This is a genomic window from Qaidamihabitans albus (genome assembly GCF_016464705.1).
Lineage (GTDB): Bacteria > Actinomycetota > Actinomycetes > Mycobacteriales > Pseudonocardiaceae > Qaidamihabitans > Qaidamihabitans albus.
Window position 1 is genome coordinate 69,883 of the sequence record NZ_JAEHOB010000020.1, and the last position, 14,810, is coordinate 84,692.

Annotated in this window: 17 protein-coding genes; 2 read left to right on the forward strand and 15 right to left on the reverse strand. The window is 71.5% G+C overall.

The features are described 5' to 3' along the window. Positions 1 to 11 precede the first annotated feature (11 nt). From der to mbhE, 10 genes are all read right to left on the reverse strand, one after another. A complete protein-coding gene (der, locus tag JAP66_RS28155) occupies positions 12 to 1,445 on the reverse strand; it encodes a ribosome biogenesis GTPase Der (protein ID WP_199434884.1) in 1,434 nt (477 codons plus the stop codon). Continuing rightward, positions 1,432 to 2,118 carry a lysophospholipid acyltransferase family protein gene (locus tag JAP66_RS28160; protein WP_199434885.1) on the reverse strand — a complete coding sequence of 229 codons (687 nt, stop codon included), beginning with the start codon at positions 2,116 to 2,118 and terminating at the stop codon, positions 1,432 to 1,434. Before JAP66_RS28160 ends, der begins: the two co-directional genes overlap by 14 nt. Beyond that, positions 2,115 to 2,819: a (d)CMP kinase gene (gene cmk, locus JAP66_RS28165; protein WP_199434912.1), complete on the reverse strand. Its 705-nt coding sequence runs from the start codon at positions 2,817 to 2,819 to the stop codon at positions 2,115 to 2,117. Before cmk ends, JAP66_RS28160 begins: the two co-directional genes overlap by 4 nt. Before the next feature lie 77 nt (positions 2,820 to 2,896). Continuing rightward, the gene (gene mnhG / locus JAP66_RS28170; RefSeq protein ID WP_199434886.1) at positions 2,897 to 3,259 is read right to left on the reverse strand and encodes a monovalent cation/H(+) antiporter subunit G; all 363 of its coding nucleotides are present in this window, start codon (positions 3,257 to 3,259) and stop codon (positions 2,897 to 2,899) included. Beyond that, positions 3,256 to 3,522: an MrpF/PhaF family protein gene (locus JAP66_RS28175; protein ID WP_199434887.1), complete on the reverse strand. Its 267-nt coding sequence runs from the start codon at positions 3,520 to 3,522 to the stop codon at positions 3,256 to 3,258. The genes mnhG and JAP66_RS28175 overlap by 4 nt, the downstream gene beginning before the upstream one ends. After that, complete coding sequence (locus tag JAP66_RS28180; protein ID WP_199434888.1) at positions 3,519 to 4,097, reverse strand: Na+/H+ antiporter subunit E; 579 nt, start codon at positions 4,095 to 4,097, stop codon at positions 3,519 to 3,521. Before JAP66_RS28180 ends, JAP66_RS28175 begins: the two co-directional genes overlap by 4 nt. A 4-nt stretch (positions 4,098 to 4,101) precedes the next feature. Beyond that, positions 4,102 to 5,640: a Na+/H+ antiporter subunit D gene (locus JAP66_RS28185; protein WP_199434889.1), complete on the reverse strand. Its 1,539-nt coding sequence runs from the start codon at positions 5,638 to 5,640 to the stop codon at positions 4,102 to 4,104. Continuing rightward, entirely contained in the window at positions 5,637 to 6,020 is a 384-nt protein-coding gene (locus tag JAP66_RS28190; protein ID WP_199434890.1) for a Na(+)/H(+) antiporter subunit C, read from the reverse strand. The genes JAP66_RS28185 and JAP66_RS28190 overlap by 4 nt, the downstream gene beginning before the upstream one ends. After that, entirely contained in the window at positions 6,017 to 6,574 is a 558-nt protein-coding gene (locus tag JAP66_RS28195) for an MnhB domain-containing protein (RefSeq protein ID WP_199434891.1), read from the reverse strand. The genes JAP66_RS28190 and JAP66_RS28195 overlap by 4 nt, the downstream gene beginning before the upstream one ends. Continuing rightward, entirely contained in the window at positions 6,571 to 8,943 is a 2,373-nt protein-coding gene (mbhE, locus tag JAP66_RS28200; protein WP_199434892.1) for a hydrogen gas-evolving membrane-bound hydrogenase subunit E, read from the reverse strand. The genes JAP66_RS28195 and mbhE overlap by 4 nt, the downstream gene beginning before the upstream one ends. Before the next feature lie 121 nt (positions 8,944 to 9,064). On the opposite strand from mbhE, the gene JAP66_RS28205 reads away from it, so the two are divergent. Both JAP66_RS28205 and JAP66_RS28210 read left to right on the forward strand, forming a co-directional pair. Then, the gene (locus JAP66_RS28205; protein ID WP_199434893.1) at positions 9,065 to 9,547 is read left to right on the forward strand and encodes a cation:proton antiporter regulatory subunit; all 483 of its coding nucleotides are present in this window, start codon (positions 9,065 to 9,067) and stop codon (positions 9,545 to 9,547) included. Positions 9,548 to 9,564: 17 nt separating this feature from the next. Further along, positions 9,565 to 10,761, forward strand: coding sequence for a cation:proton antiporter (locus JAP66_RS28210; RefSeq protein WP_199434894.1), 1,197 nt, complete (start codon positions 9,565 to 9,567; stop codon positions 10,759 to 10,761). Between the two features lie 108 nt (positions 10,762 to 10,869). On the opposite strand, the gene JAP66_RS28215 is transcribed toward JAP66_RS28210, so the two are convergent. From JAP66_RS28215 to JAP66_RS28240, 5 genes are read right to left on the reverse strand one after another with little or no spacing between them, the layout of a single operon-like run. Further along, positions 10,870 to 11,610 carry a pseudouridine synthase gene (locus JAP66_RS28215; protein ID WP_199434895.1) on the reverse strand — a complete coding sequence of 247 codons (741 nt, stop codon included), beginning with the start codon at positions 11,608 to 11,610 and terminating at the stop codon, positions 10,870 to 10,872. Next, complete coding sequence (scpB, locus tag JAP66_RS28220; protein ID WP_307849750.1) at positions 11,600 to 12,379, reverse strand: SMC-Scp complex subunit ScpB; 780 nt, start codon at positions 12,377 to 12,379, stop codon at positions 11,600 to 11,602. Before scpB ends, JAP66_RS28215 begins: the two co-directional genes overlap by 11 nt. After that, on the reverse strand, positions 12,376 to 13,248 hold the full coding sequence (locus JAP66_RS28225; protein WP_199434896.1) for a segregation and condensation protein A: 873 nt from the start codon (positions 13,246 to 13,248) through the stop codon (positions 12,376 to 12,378). The genes scpB and JAP66_RS28225 overlap by 4 nt, the downstream gene beginning before the upstream one ends. Continuing rightward, positions 13,248 to 13,778, reverse strand: a complete 531-nt coding sequence (locus JAP66_RS32505) for a cobyrinic acid a,c-diamide synthase (protein ID WP_307849751.1) — start codon at positions 13,776 to 13,778, stop codon at positions 13,248 to 13,250. Before JAP66_RS32505 ends, JAP66_RS28225 begins: the two co-directional genes overlap by 1 nt. Then, on the reverse strand, positions 13,775 to 14,761 hold the full coding sequence (locus JAP66_RS28240; RefSeq protein WP_199434897.1) for a ParA family protein: 987 nt from the start codon (positions 14,759 to 14,761) through the stop codon (positions 13,775 to 13,777). The genes JAP66_RS32505 and JAP66_RS28240 overlap by 4 nt, the downstream gene beginning before the upstream one ends. Positions 14,762 to 14,810 lie beyond the last annotated feature (49 nt).

The window sequence follows — 14,810 nt, forward strand, 5'->3', positions numbered from 1 at the left end:
ACTCACGAGCGTCAGCGGGCCTTACGGGGCTTCTTCTCCCGGACGCGGACGTTGATGCGCACGGGGCTGCCCTCGAAACCGAAGCGCTCCCGGAACTTCCGCTCGATGAACCGCCGGTACCCGGCCTCCAGGAAACCGGTGGTGAACAGCACGAGCGTGGGCGGGCGGATGCCGGCCTGTGTCGCGAAAAGCACCTTCGGCTGCTTGCCTCCGCGCACCGGCGGCGGGGTGGCCGCGATCAGGTCGGAGAGCCAGCCGTTGAGCTGCCCGGTCGACACGCGCTGGTCCCACGAGGCCAGCGCGGTGCGCAGTGCCGGTGCGAGCTTGCGCACCGCACGGCCGGTGAGGGCGGAGACGTTGACCCGCTCGGCCCACGGCACCCGGACGAGCCCCCGGTCGATCTCCCGGCTCAGCTGGTGCCGCCGCTCCTCGTCGACGAGGTCCCACTTGTTGAACGCGAGCACGCACGCGCGGCCCGAGTCGACCACCATCGACACCACGCGCAGGTCCTGTTCGGACAGCGGCTGGCTCGCGTCCAGCAGCACGATCGCGACCTCGGCGGCGTCGATCGCGGTCTTGGTGCGCAGCGAGGCGTAGTACTCGGTGCCGCTGGCCGTCTGCACCCGCTTGCGCAGGCCGGCCGTGTCCACGAAGCGCCAGGCCTGGCCGTCGAGCTCGACGAGCGAGTCGACGGGGTCGACGGTGGTACCGGCGACGGCGTCCACCACGGCGCGCTCCTCGCCGGTGAGCTTGTTCAGCAGGCTCGACTTGCCGACGTTGGGCTTGCCGACCAGCGCGACCCTGCGCGGCCCGGCCACCCGGTCACCGTCGCGCGGTGCCTCGGGAAGCGCCTCGACGATCGCGTCCAGCAGGTCGCCCGAGCCGCGGCCGTGCAGGCCGCTGACCGGATACGGCTCACCGAGCCCGAGCGACCACAGCGCGGCGGTCTCGGCGAGCAGCCGCTCGTCGTCGACCTTGTTCGCGGCGACGAGCACCGGCAGCTTCGACCGGCGCAGCACCCTCGCGACGGCCTCCTCGGTCGCCGTGGCGCCGACCGTGGCGTCCACGACGAGGAGCACGGCGTCCGAGGTGGACATCGCGAGCTCGGCCTGCGCGGCCACCGATGCCTGCAACCCGGTCGCGCCGGGCTCCCAGCCGCCGGTGTCGACGACGGTGAACCGCCTGCCGTTCCACAGCGCGTCGTAGGCGACCCGGTCACGCGTCACACCCGGCACGTCCTGCACCACGGCCTCGCGGCGGCCCAGGATGCGGTTGACGAGGGTGGACTTGCCGACGTTCGGCCTGCCCACCACCGCCAGCACCGGCTGCGCGAGCTGGGTTTCCTCATCGGTGTCCGCACCGGTCAGCTGCGTATCGGTCACGGTGAACTCCGACTCGTCGGACCACGTGCCATCAGCCCCATCAGCCCCATCAGCCTCGGTCATCGTTTCTCTTTCCCTTTGCCGGTAAGTCTTGTCGCTGTCGATCGAGCCGGTCGACGAGCGCGGCGAGCGTCGAGCGGAGCCGCTCGGTGCCCTCCTCGAGCCCGGTCCGGCCTCGGCCGACGTCCAGTGCGAACGGCTCTCCGACGAGCAGGTCCACCACCGGCCGGAACCGGCGGCGGTGCCTGCGGTGGCCGGGCGGGCGCAGCGTGCCGCGCACGGCGACCGGAAGCACGATCGCGCCGGTGGCCCGCACCAGCCACGCCGCACCCTGCTGCGCCTGCGCGACGTCCCCTGGCCCCCGGGTGCCCTCGGGGAACACGCCGACCATGCCGCCGTCCCGGAGCACGCGCACCGCGGCCTGCAGCGCCGCCCGGTCCGGCGCGCCGCGGGTCACCCGGATCTGGCCAATCCGGCGTAACCCCCAGCCGGCCGGACCGGTGAACATTTCGTCCTTCACGAGGAACACCGCGCGGCGCGGAAGCATTCCGAAGATCAGCTGCGGCTCGATCATCGAGCTGTGGTTGGCCACCAGTACGACCGGCCCGGTGCGGGGCACCCGGCCGAGCCCCTCGGTACGGACCCGGTACGTGGGCCGGTAGAGGTAGCGGGCGATGCCGCGGCCGATGTCGTGCAGCCACGGCCAGGAGCCCTCGGGCAGCCCGCTCGTGCTCACGGACCGGCCTCGACCGCCGCGCAGCCGAGCAGGCCCCGCTGCCCGGCCAGCTCGCTGAGCGCGACGATGACCTGGTCGATCGTCAGCTCGGAGGTGTCGAACAGGACCGCGTCGTCCGCGGCGCGCAGCGGCGAGGTCGTGCGCGTGGAGTCGAGCTGGTCGCGCCGGTCCACCGAGGCCCTGGCCGCGTCCCGGCTGGACGCCCTGCCCGCGGCCGAATCCTGGGCACTGCGCCGGGCGGCCCGGACGTCGGCCGAGGCGGTCAGGAAGACCTTCAGCGGAGCATCCGGCGCCACGGTGGTCCCGATGTCCCGGCCCTCGACGACGATCCCACCGGTGGCGGCGAGCACCTGGCCGATGATCCGGCGCTGGCTCGCGACGAGCAGCTCCCGTACCTCGGGCACCGCCGAGACCGCCGACACCGCCAGGTTGACCGGCTCGGCGCGGATCTCCTCACCGACATCCTCGCCGGCGAGCAGCGCACGCGGCCGCTCCGGACTCGTCCCGATCCCGATCTCGGCCTGCCGGGCCAGCGCCGCGACCGCCGTCGCGTCGGCCGGGTCGGCGCCGGCGCGGAGCACCGCGAGGGTGACCACCCGGTACATCGCGCCGGTGTCCAGATATCCGGCGCCCAGCCTGGTGGCGAGCGTGCGCGCCACGGTGGTCTTCCCGGTTCCCGATGGGCCGTCCAGTGCGACCACGCCGCGTAGGGCTCCCGCCACGGACCGTTCTCCTCGTCACCTCGTCCGACACCTGCGGGAAGCATTCTGCCTGCCGGTCACCCAGGTGAATCAGTCGGCCGCCCGCCCTGCTCCCGCAGGCGCTCGGCGAGGTCGTCGGCCACCAGCACCGAGGACTCGTAGTCGCCGGTCCGGTAGGCGGCCCGGCCGAACATCTGCGCCAGCACCGGAGCGGTGATCACCTGGAACAGCGCGACCAGCAGCAGACCCGGGATGTACTTGGGCTCCACCCGCACCGCGGCCCCGGCCAGCACCAGCAGCAGCCCCAGTGTCTGCGGCTTCGTCGCCGCCTGCAACCGGGTGGGCAGGTCCGGGAAACGCACCAGGCCGAGCGCGCCAAGCAGGCAGAACACCGCGCCGGTGAGCAGCAGCAGCGCGCTGGCGGCGTCACGGACGATCATCGGTGTCCCTCCCAGCGTTCGACGAGCCGTACGGCGCTGATCGAGCCGATGAAGCTGAGCAGCGCGACGGACAGCAGCAGTGCGAGCATCAGCCCGCGCATCGTCACGGCCATGCTCACCCCTGCACCCGCGACGATGAGCACGAGCAGCACGTCGAGGGCCAGGATGCGGTCGAGCGTGCGCGGGCCACGCACGAGCCGCAGCAGGGTCAGCATCGCGGCCGCCGACAGCAGGCCGAAGGTGACCACGAACACGATCGTCACGATGCCTCCTCCGGCGGTTTCTCGGGTGAGACGGCCCCCCGCCGGTACACCCGGCCTGCACGTTCCCGGACGTCCCGCGCCTCATCCGGCGGCCCGAGGGCGCGCACCGCCCGGACCTGCAGATCGAGTACCTGGTCGTGGGCCCGGTTGACCTGCTCCGGCGTCCGCACACCCAGCGAGTACACGTAGTAGACGCCACCGCGCCGGTCGACCTGCAGCACGAACTTGTCCGGGGTCAGGGTGACCAGGTTCGCCGCGGTGGCGATGACGTGGTCGGTGTCGGAGAGCACGGGCACCGCGACCACCGCGGCGCGGACATCGCCGCCGTACTGCAGCACCTCGCGGGAGTTCCGCACCGCGGACGTCACCAGGTCGACCAGGACGAACCCGACAAGCCGGAGCAGCCGGACCGGCCGCAGGGTCGGCAACCGGCGGGTGGGCAGCGGGAACAGCAGCAGCACACCGAGCGCGACCAGCGGGGCGGACACCAGCACGACGGGCTTCGGGCTGGCCCACAGCATGAGCCACACCAGTACGAGCCAGCCGAACAGCGGCAGCGAGAACCGGGAACTCATCGCATCAGCCCCCCGCTCTCTCCGCGCCGAGCACCGCGACGCGATACGGCCCCCGGTCGAGCAGGTCCGCCGCCGCCCGGTCGCTCACCGCGGACAGCGGCCCGGCCAGTGCGGCGATGACGGCTCCGGCCGCGACCAGGCTGCCCGCGGAGAGCAGCATCGGCCGCGACGTCGCCCGGGTGCCCACCGTGACGTCGTCGGTCGGATCCACGTCGGGCACCGCCGGACGCGGCTCGCACCAGAAGGAGCCGACCCAGACCTTGCTCAGCGCGTAGAGCGTCAGGAAGCTGGTGAGCACCGCACCGGCCGCGGCGGCGTAGGCCAGCGGCGACGCGGCCTCGGCGCCCGCACGCAGCAGCACCACCTTCGCGACGAACCCGGACAGCGGCGGGATGCCCGCGAGGTTCAGCGCGGGTATCGCGAAGAGCACGGCCACCACGGGATTGGTCCTGGCCAGCCCGGAGATGTGCCGCAGCGACGGGGTGCCCGCATGCCGGATGACGAGGCCGCTGACGAGGAACAGCGCTCCCTGCACCGCGATGTGGTGCACCACGTACAGGATCACGCCGCTGAGGCCGATCTCGGTGAACAGCCCCAGCCCGAACACCATGTAACCGATGTGGCTGACGAGCAGGAACGAGAGCATGCGGTTGAGGTCGTTCTGCGCGATCGCGCCGAGCGCGCCCACCAGCATCGTCAGCAGCGCCACGGCGAGCAGGAAGGCCCCGCTCGTGGCGTCGCCGAAGAGCAGCGTCTGGGTGCGGATCAGCGCGTAAACGGCGACCTTGGTGAGCAGGGCGGCGAACACGGCGGTGACCGGGGCCGGCGCGGTGGGATAGCTGTCCGGCAGCCAGAAGTGCAGCGGCACCACGGCCGACTTGATCCCGAAGACCACGGCCATCAACAGCGCGAGGCCGCCGCGCAGACCCGGTGGCAGCGCGCCGACCTTCTCGGTCAGGTCGGCGAGGTTTACGGTGCCCGTCGCGGCGTAGACGACCGCCACCATCGTGAGGAACAGCAACGACGAGGTGAGGCTCACGATCACGTACGTCATGCTCGGCCGCACCCGTTGCGCGTTGCTCCGCCGCGCGATCAGCACGTACGACGCCGACAGCATCACCTCGAAGCCGACGAACAGGTTGAACAGGTCGCCGGTGAGGTAGGCCAGTGACACGCCCGCGCACAGCACCAGGTACATCGGGTGGAAGGCCGTGGACGTCGAGGCCCGCCCCCGGTCGGTGATCCGCTGGCCGATGGCGAAGACCAGCACGGCGAGCATCACCACGATGGAGACGAGCAGCAGCAGCGCGGAGAGGCGGTCGGCGATCAGCGTGATGCCGAACGGCGGCGCGTAGCCGCCCAGCTGGAGCACGACGGGACCACTGCTGTCGGCTCGCACCAGCAGCATGGCCGCGACGACCACGATGCCACTGAGCACGAGCACGTTGAGCAGCCGCTGCACGGCCGGGACGTGCCCGACCACCAGGGAAAGCGCAGCCGCGAGCAGCGGCAGCAGCACGGGCAGCGGGACGAGCGCGTTCATCCGCTCTCCTCCCGCTCCGCGGCGATCTCGGCGCGCCGCACGCGGCGGTCCTCGAGGTCGTCCTGCACCTCGTCGTGCCCGAGCAGCACCCACGCCCGGTAGACGAGCGCCAGCAGGAACGTGGTGAGGCCGAACGTGATGACCACCGCGGTCAGGGCGAGGGCCTGCGGCAGCGGATCCGCCATCGCAGACTCCGGCACGACTCCGAGGAAGGGCGGCTCCCCCGGCGGGCCGCCTGCCGCCTGCAGGAACAGGTTCGCGGCATGGCCGACGATGACGAAGCCGAGGACGATCTGCATCAGTGAGCGCTGCATCAGCAGGTAGAAGCCGGCCGCGTAGAGCAGGCCGAGCAGCACGATGGTGACGAGGTCGATGCTCATCGGGACGCCTCCTCCTCCTCGAGGTCGCGCGTCTCGATGCCCGCGCCGAGGCTGCGCAGCAGGTCGAGCACGAGCCCGACGATCAGCAGGTAGATGCCTATATCGAGGAACAGGCTGCTGACGATGCTGAGCTCGCCGAGCACGGGGAGGTGCGGGTGCCACTGCTCGCTGTGCAACGCCGGGTACCCGAACGCGAGCGGCGCCAGCGCGGTGACCACCGTGACGGTGAGGCCGGTGCCGATCAGCGCGGGTGGCTTGATCCGGACGGCCGCGGCCAGCTCGACACTGCCACCCGCGACGTAGCGCAGCACGAACGCCAGCCCGGCCACGAGCCCGCCGGAGAACCCGCCTCCTGGCGCGTAGTGACCTACGAAGAGCAGGTACAGCGACAGCACCAGAACGGTCGGGAACACGACGCGGACGGCGACCTCGAGCAGCAGCGAGCGCGGCCAGCCGGGCGGGCCGTGCTCGGCCCGCAGCCATTGCTGCTTGGGCACGTCCCAGCTCTCCCATTCGGAGCCGTTGTCGACGGGCCCGGTGCCGGAGCCGGTCACCTGCGCACCTCCTCCCCCTCGGGTTGGTCCTGCTCGGCGCGGGGCATCGAGCGGTGCCGCGTCCTCCCGGCGGCGAGTGCGAGGCTGGCCGCACCGGTCGCCGCGACGACCAGCACGGTGATCTCGCCGATCGTGTCGAAGGCGCGGAAGTCGATGAGGATGGCGTTGACGACGTTGGTCGCCCCCGCGTCCGGCTTCGCCTGCTCGACATAGGCCGAGCTGGCCTCGGGCAGCCGCATGCGGCTGCCGGAGAACACCGTGGCCAGCAGCGCGACGAAGGTCCCGCCGAGGACCGCGATCATGGCCTTGGGCCACTCCCGGCGGCGCAGCGCAGGCTGACCGGGCCTGCGCTGTCCCGCTCCCTCTCGCCGTGGCCGCGCGAAGGGTGGCGGGAGGCGGCGCAACACGAGGACGAACACCACCAGGGTCAGCGTCTCCACCAGGAACTGTGCGAGCGCGAGGTCGATCGCGCCGTGTACCAGGAACAGCCCGCCGATGCCGTAGCCGATCATCCCGGTGAGCAGCACCGCCGTGAGCCTCCGGCGCGCGCGCAGCACCGCGGCGGCCGCCGCCAGCACGATGAGCGCGAGCGGCAGCTGCAACCACGACCGCGACCACGGCATGTCCACCGGGGGCACGCCGCGAAGGAGCAGCATCGTGCCGGGGGCGGCCACGACGCTCAGCAGGATGATGCCGAGGTAGACCGGCAGCGAGCCGGTCTGCACCCGGCCGGTGAGGCCGTGCGCCAGCGCGTGCAGGCCGGTGACGGTGCCGTCGTAGCCCCGCTGTGCCTGTAACGGCCCTGGCACCCAGCCGGGCATCCCGGCCACCACACCGCTGCGGTACACGGCGTACCCGCCGGCCAGGATCACCGCGGACAGCAGCAGGGGCAGCGACAACCCGTGCCACAGCGCGAGGTGGTAGGACCGGGAGCCGGGCAGCGCGTCCGCGTAGCGGGCGGCGAGCGCCTCCACCCACGCGGCGCCGGGCCCGAGCACGAGGCCGGCCAGCGCGGGCAGCGCCACCGCGCCGGTGAACACAGCACCAGGTGCCTTGGGCCGCACCGGCTCCGGGCCCGCCCGCGTCCCGAAGGCCCCGACGAGGAACCGCAGGCTGTAGGCGACCGTCAGCACGGACGCGCCCACGAGCCCGGCGAGCACCACGAAGTCCTTCGGCTCGGCGTGGCTGAACGCCTTCAGCGCGGCCTCCTTGCCCACGAAGCCGACCAGCGGCGGGACGCCGGCCATCGAGGCGGCGGCGAGCCCGGCGAGCGTCGCGAGCACCGGCCAGCGGCGCCCGAGGCCGGACAGCTCCCGGATGTCCCGGGTGCCTGTGCCCTTGTCGACCGCACCCGCGGTGAGGAACAGGGCGGACTTGAACAGGCCGTGCGCGAGCAGCATCGCGGCCCCGGCCAGTGCCGCGGTGTAGGTGCCTGCGCCGAAGAGCACCAGCAGGAAGCCGAGCTGGCTGATCGTGCCGTACGCCAGCAGCAGCTTCAGATCGTGCTGCCGCAGCGCCCGGACACCGCCGAGCACCATGGTCCACAGTCCGAGCGCGACGAGCGGCACCCAGAAGACCGGCCGGTCGGCGAAGCCGGGCGCGAACCGGGCGGCGAGGTAGACGCCCGCCTTCACCATGGCCGCCGCGTGCAGGTACGCACTGACCGGCGTGGGAGCGACCATGGCGGCGGGAAGCCACGGATGGAACGGCACCTGCGCGGACTTGGTCACGACCCCGGCGAGGATCAGCGCGACGGCGGCGGTCACCGCCGCACCGCCGGGAGGGTCCGCGACGATCTCGGACACGCGGAACGTGCCCGCCGCGACCCCGAGCACGATGAGCCCGAGCAGCATGGCCAGGCCGCCGAGCACGGTGACGACCAGCGCCTGCTTCGCCGAGCGCCGGGCCTCGTCGCTGTCGCCCGCCCCGCCGACGAGCAGGAAGGAGCACACCGTGGTGATCTCCCAGAAGACGTACAGCGAGAGAACGTCGTCGGCGAGGACCAGACCGAGCATCGCCCCCGCGAACACGACCATCAGTGCCGCGTCCCGGCCGCTGCCCGGTTCGTCCGGCCCGGCGTAGCGGGCGAAGTAGCACAGGACGACGGTGCCGATACCCGAGACGAGCAGAGTCATCAGCATCGCCAGCGCGTCGAGGCGGACGGTGAACTCCAGTCCGATGCCCGTGGCCCACGCGACGGACTCGGTGGCGGGCTCGCCGCCGAGCAGGGTGCCGAGTTCGGTGAGCGCGAGCACCAGCGCCACCGCGGGCACGACGGCACCGACCGCGAACACGCGGCGCCCCCACCAGCGCGCGGCGACCGGCAGCATCGCGGCGACCACGAAGTGCGCCGCGATCGCGATCAGCACGTGTCTCACCGCCCCTTTCCGCGCCCTTTCCCGCCTGTCCGCGCCTGCATGCAGCCGGTCGCTTACCCGGACCGTGATATGCGCAAACTGAGTGGCCGGGCGGTGAGCTACCGTGAAAGGCGTGAACGTCGAAGTAACCCCGCTGCCGGGCATCGGCGTCCGCAAGGACTTCGCCCTCAGCAGCGGCCGCCGGGTTGGCGTGGTGACCCACCGGGACGGCAAGACCGAGCTCATCGTGTCCAAGGCGGACGACCCGGACGCGTGCCTGGCCTCGCTTCCCTTGACCGCGGACGAGGCGGGCGCGCTGGCGAACCTGCTCGGGGCGCCGCAGCTCGTCGCGCAGCTGACCGAGGAGCATCGCGAGCTGCCCGGCATCAACACCAAGCAGCTGCCGATCAAGAGCGGCTCGCCCTACGACGGCCGCACGCTCGGCGAGACAGCGATGCGCACGCGCACCGGCGCCTCCGTGGTCGCCGTGATGCGCGCGGGCCAGGTGCACCCCTCCCCGAATCCCGACTTCACGTTCACCTCCGGTGACCTGCTCGTGGCCGTGGGCACGTCGGAAGGGCTCGACTCGGCCGCCAAGATCCTCCAGCACGGCTGAGGCAGGACGCACGCGTCGTGGACCACACCGCACTGTCCTTGATCGAACTCGGCGCCGTGTTCTTCACCCTCGGTGTGCTCGGACGGTTCGCGGGCAAGCTCGGCCTCTCACCGATCCCGCTGTACCTGCTCGGCGGCCTGGCCTTCGGCCAGGGCGGCCTGATCCCGCTCGGCGGCATCAGCGCCTTCACCGACGTCGCGAGCGAGATCGGCGTGGTACTGCTGCTGTTGCTGCTCGGGCTCGAGTACTCGGCGGCCGAGCTCTTCACGGGACTGCGCCGGTCGTGGATGGCCGGCATCGTCGACATCGTGCTGAACGCCGCACCGGGGGTGGCGGTGGCACTGCTGCTCGGCTGGGGACCGGTCGGCGCGCTGGCGATGGGCGGGATCACCTACATCTCGTCCTCCGGGATCATCGCCAAGGTCCTCGGCGACCTGGGCAGGCTCGGTAACCGGGAGACGCCGGTGGTGCTCTCGATCCTGGTCTTCGAGGACCTCGTGATGGCGCTGTACCTGCCGATCCTGACCACGATCCTCGGCGGCATCAGCTTCCTCGGCGGGCTACAGGCGGTCGGCATCTCCCTCGGCGTGATCACGGTCGTGCTGGTGGTGGCACTCAAGTACGGTCGTTACGTCTCGGCCATCGTGGACAGTGAGAATCGCGAGGTCTTCCTGCTCAAGGTGTTCGGCACGGCGCTGCTGGTCGCCGGGGTCGCCTCGGCGATGCAGGTGTCCGCCGCCGTGGGTGCGTTCCTGCTCGGTATCGCGATCTCCGGCTCGACCGCCGAGAACGCGACCAGGCTGCTGGAACCGCTGCGGGACCTGTTCGCGGCGGTATTCTTCGTCGTCTTCGGGCTCAACACCGACCCGGCGTCCGTCCCGCCGGTCCTGCTGTGGGCGGTGGTGCTCGCGGTGGTGTCCACGCTGACGAAGATCGGCACCGGCTGGTGGGCCGCCCGCCGCGCCGGAATCGGCAGGCTCGGCCAGGCGAGAGCGGGTGCCGCGCTGGTGGCGCGCGGCGAGTTCTCGATCGTGATCGCCGGCTTCGCCGTCGCCGCCGGAGCGGTGGAGGGCGAGCTGGCCGCGCTGGCAACGGCCTACGTCCTGCTGATGGCGATCCTCGGCCCGATCGCGGCACGCGTGGTGGAACCGGTCGCCCGTTCACTCCAGCGGCGCGGCAACCGCTTCTCCCGCGCCGCCGAACAGCCCTCCTGATCCCCAGGTCACCGGTCGTGAGTGTGCAGCCGTGTTCTAACTCGCGCACGCACTCACGAGAGGTGACCAGGCACAACGCCGCGCCTGCCTGCGACCAAGGACAGGCACTCAGAGGTCCACAGCGCGGTAGAGGGAGCCGACCTCGGCGCGGGTCAGCGGGCGCACGCTGCCCGGTTTGGCGCTGCCGAGCTGCACCTCCCCGATGGCGGTCCGCACGAGCTTGCGCACCGGGTGGCCGACCTCGGCGAGCAGCCGCCGGACGATGTGCTTGCGGCCCTCGTGCAGCACGATCTCGACGAGCGTGCGGCCGGGGCGGGCGTCCTTCACCCGGAACTCGTCGACCCTGACCGGTCCGTCCGCCAGCTCCACCCCGGCACGCAGCCGCTTGCCCAGCCCGCGCGGCACAGTGCCTTCCACCTCGGCGAGGTAGGTCTTGCGGACCTCGAACGAGGGGTGCATGAGGCGGTGCGCGAGGTCGCCGTCGTTGCTGAGCAGCAGCAGCCCCTCGGTGTCCGCGTCGAGCCTGCCGATGTGGAACAGCCGCTCCCGGCGGCCTCGCACGAGGTCGCCCACGCACGGCCTGCCCTGGTCGTCGGTCATCGTGCTGTGCACGCCCCGCGGTTTGTTCAGCGCCAGGTGAACGAGGTCCTCGCTCAGCAGGACACGGGTCCCGTCGACGTGGATCACCGAACTGTCGGGGTCGACGCGCCTGCCGAGCTCGCGGACCACCTCGCCGTCCACGCTCACCCGCCCGCGGGCGATGAGGTCCTCCGCCGCACGGCGGGAGGCGACGCCCGCCTTCGCCAGCACCTTCTGCAGGCGAACCCCTTCGGCTCTCTCAGATGTCATCAATGGAATCCACTTCGGGCAGCAAAGGTGCGATCGGCGGCAGGTCGTTCAGCGACGAGAGGCCCAGCCGTTCCAGGAAGAGCTCCGTCGTCACGTACAGGGTGCCACCCGTCTCGGAGTCGCTCCCGCTCTCCTCGATCAGCCCCCGCGAGAGCAGCGTCCGGATGACCCCGTCCACGTTGACGCCGCGCACCGCCGCGACCCGGGACCGGGTCACCGGCTGGCGGTAAGCGACCACCGCGAGGGTCTCCAGTGCCGCCCTGGTCAGCTTCGAACGCTGCCCGTCCAGCAGCAGTTTCTCCACGAACGGGGCGTAGGTGTCCCTGGTGAACAGGCGCCAGCCCTCACCGCCACGGCGCAGGTCGATGCCGCTGCCACGCTCGGTGAGGCGAGTCGCCATCGACCGCAGCGTCTCGGTGACCCGCTGCTCCGGCTGGCCGACGGCCTCGGCCAGGGACTCCTCGGTCACCGGCGAGTCGACGACGAGCAGCAGTGCCTCGAGCGCGGACTCGAGCGCGGCGTCGTCGGTCAGGTCGGGCAGTGCGCGCTCCGCCGACGCGGCGACGAAATCGCCGTCCTCCCCCGAACCGTCGGGGTCTTCGAGGCCTTCGGGGCCTTCGGCGGCCCAGCCGCTCTCGGCGTCCTCGGCAGGCTCCCGGGATCCGGCGGCCTCGCCCGGATCGGCAGCTTCCACCGGTTCGGCGGCCGGTGCGACGTCCGGCTCGACCACCGGCTCACTCGCGGCCTGCTCGTTCGGTTCCTCGCTCACCCGTACTCCTCGTCCTCGGTGCGCGCGCGCTCCTGCTCGGCCTCGGCGGCGGCCTCGTCGACGGAGCCGCCCGTCCAGCGCACGTGCAGGTCCGCCAGCGCCTCGGTCTGCTCGAAGGCCACCGCGGACTCCCGGTAGAGCTCGAGCAGCCCCAGGAACCGGGCGACCACCTCGATCGTGTGCTCGCAGTCGGTGATCAGCTCGCCGAAGGTGGCCCGCCCGACGCTGGCCAGCCGCAGCCGCAGGGTCGCCGCGTGCTCGCGCACCGACACATTGCCCGCGTGCAGGTGGTCGAGAGAAACCGTGGGCGGCGGCTTGGGCCGGAACACCGACGTCGCGATCTCGGCGAACTTCTGCGGGTCGACCCCGAGCATCACCTCGGGGAGCATGCCGACATAGCGCTCCTCCAGCGTCACCGACCGCGGGTACCGGCGCAGCGCGCCTGCCTCCAGCTCGCCGAACAGCGCCGCGACCTGCTTGTACGCCCGGTACTGCAGCACCCGGGCGAACAGCAGGTCCCTGGCCTCCAGCAGCGAGAGGTCGTCCTCGTCCTCCACCTCGGCCGACGGCAGCAGCTTGGCGGCCTTGAGGTCGAGCAGCGTGGCCGCCACCACCAGGAACTCGGTGGTCTCGTCCAGGTCCCACTCGGCGCCCAGCGCGCGCGTGTAGGCGATGAAGTCGTCGGTCACCTGATGCAGCGCGACCTCGGTGACATCGAGCTGGTGCTGCGAGATCAGCTGCAGCAACAGGTCGAAAGGGCCCTCGAAGTTCGCCAGGCGCACCTGGAAGCGGCTCGACGAGCCACCTTCCCCGGCCGCCAACTCCTCCGGTGCCTGCTCAGCGGGCTGGGGCTGCGCCCCCTCTTCCATCAGCCCCTGGCTTCCTCGGAGTCGAGCTCACCGTTGCGCAGCCGCTGCACCAGTACGGAGTCCTCGCCGTGCTGGTCGAAATCGGCGAGCAGGACGGCCACCGCCTCGCGGACGATCCGCCCGCGGTCCACCACGAGGTCGTGTGTTCCGCGCAGGGCCAGCCTGGCGTGCTCCATCGCGAGCAGTTCGTCGCCGGACACGTACACCGTGATCTTGGCGTCGTGCTTCTTCCGGCCGGAGCCACGCCGCGCGGTGCTGGTGCGGGCGAGCTGCCGTTCGGCCCGGCTGCCGCCGCCCTCACCCCGGTCACCGCCGTCGCTACCGTCATTACTGCCACCGCGATCACCACTGCCGCCATGACCACGGTCGTGGTCGTCGGCCCTGCCGTTACCGTACGACCGGCCACCGTCACCGTTGCCGCCGGTTGCTCCGGTCCCGGCGGAACCTGCCGTGGACGGCTGGCCGAGGGCCGGGCTGCTCGTCCGGCGGAACAGCTCCGACGCACCAGGCAGGGAAGCTCGCCTGCTCACCGGGCGATCACCTCGCGCGCCAGCGTGCGATACGCCGTAGCACCGGCCGACCTGGGCGCCCAGCGAGTGATCGGCTCGCCGGCCACCGTCGTCTCGGGGAATCGCACGGTGCGGTTGATCACCGTGTCGAACACGGTGTCACCGAATGCTTCCACCACGCGCGCCATGACCTCCTTCGAATGCAGGGTTCTCGGATCGAACATCGTGGCGAGAATCCCCGTGATATCAAGTTTGGGATTGAGCCGCTCGCGCACCTTCTCGATGGTGTCGATCAGCAACGCCACGCCGCGCAGACTGAAGAACTCGCACTCCAGCGGGATGATCACACCGTCGGACGCGGTAAGCGCGTTGACGGTGAGCAGTCCGAGCGACGGCTGGCAGTCGACCAGAACATAGTCGTAGTCGTCCATGACCGGTCGCAGGACCCTCAGCAACGTGTGCTCACGCCCCACCTCGGCGACGAGCTGCACCTCCGCGGCGGACAGGTCGATGTTGCTCGGAACCAGGTCGACGTTGTCCACGGAGGTCTTGCGGACCACGTCGGTGATGTCCACCGAACGTTCCATGATCACGTTGTAGACGGTCTGGTCGAGCTCGTGCGGCTGGATGCCGAGGCCGACGGACAGCGCGCCCTGCGGATCGAAGTCCACGAGCAGGACACGGCGACCGTACTCGGCGAGCGCGGCGCCCAGGTTGATCGTCGAGGTGGTCTTGCCGACCCCGCCCTTCTGGTTGCACATCGCCATCACGCGGGCAGGGCCGTGCCGGTCGAGCTCAGGCGGCTCCGGAACCTCGCGGACGGGGCGCCCGGTGGGGCCGAGCTTCGGCTTGTCACCACCGGTACCGCCGGCACCGTTACGGCCGGTCACTTCGAAAGCCTCGGAGGCCTCGGACTCCCCGGTATCGCCGCCTGTCTCGGTTGCGATTCTCGACCGGCTGAGGCTGTCCGGGGCCTTCCTCGCCGGTTTCTGGGAAGTCGACATGGGGCGAAAGCTCCTCGTTCGGCATGGACCGCGCCAGCCTATTCGGGCA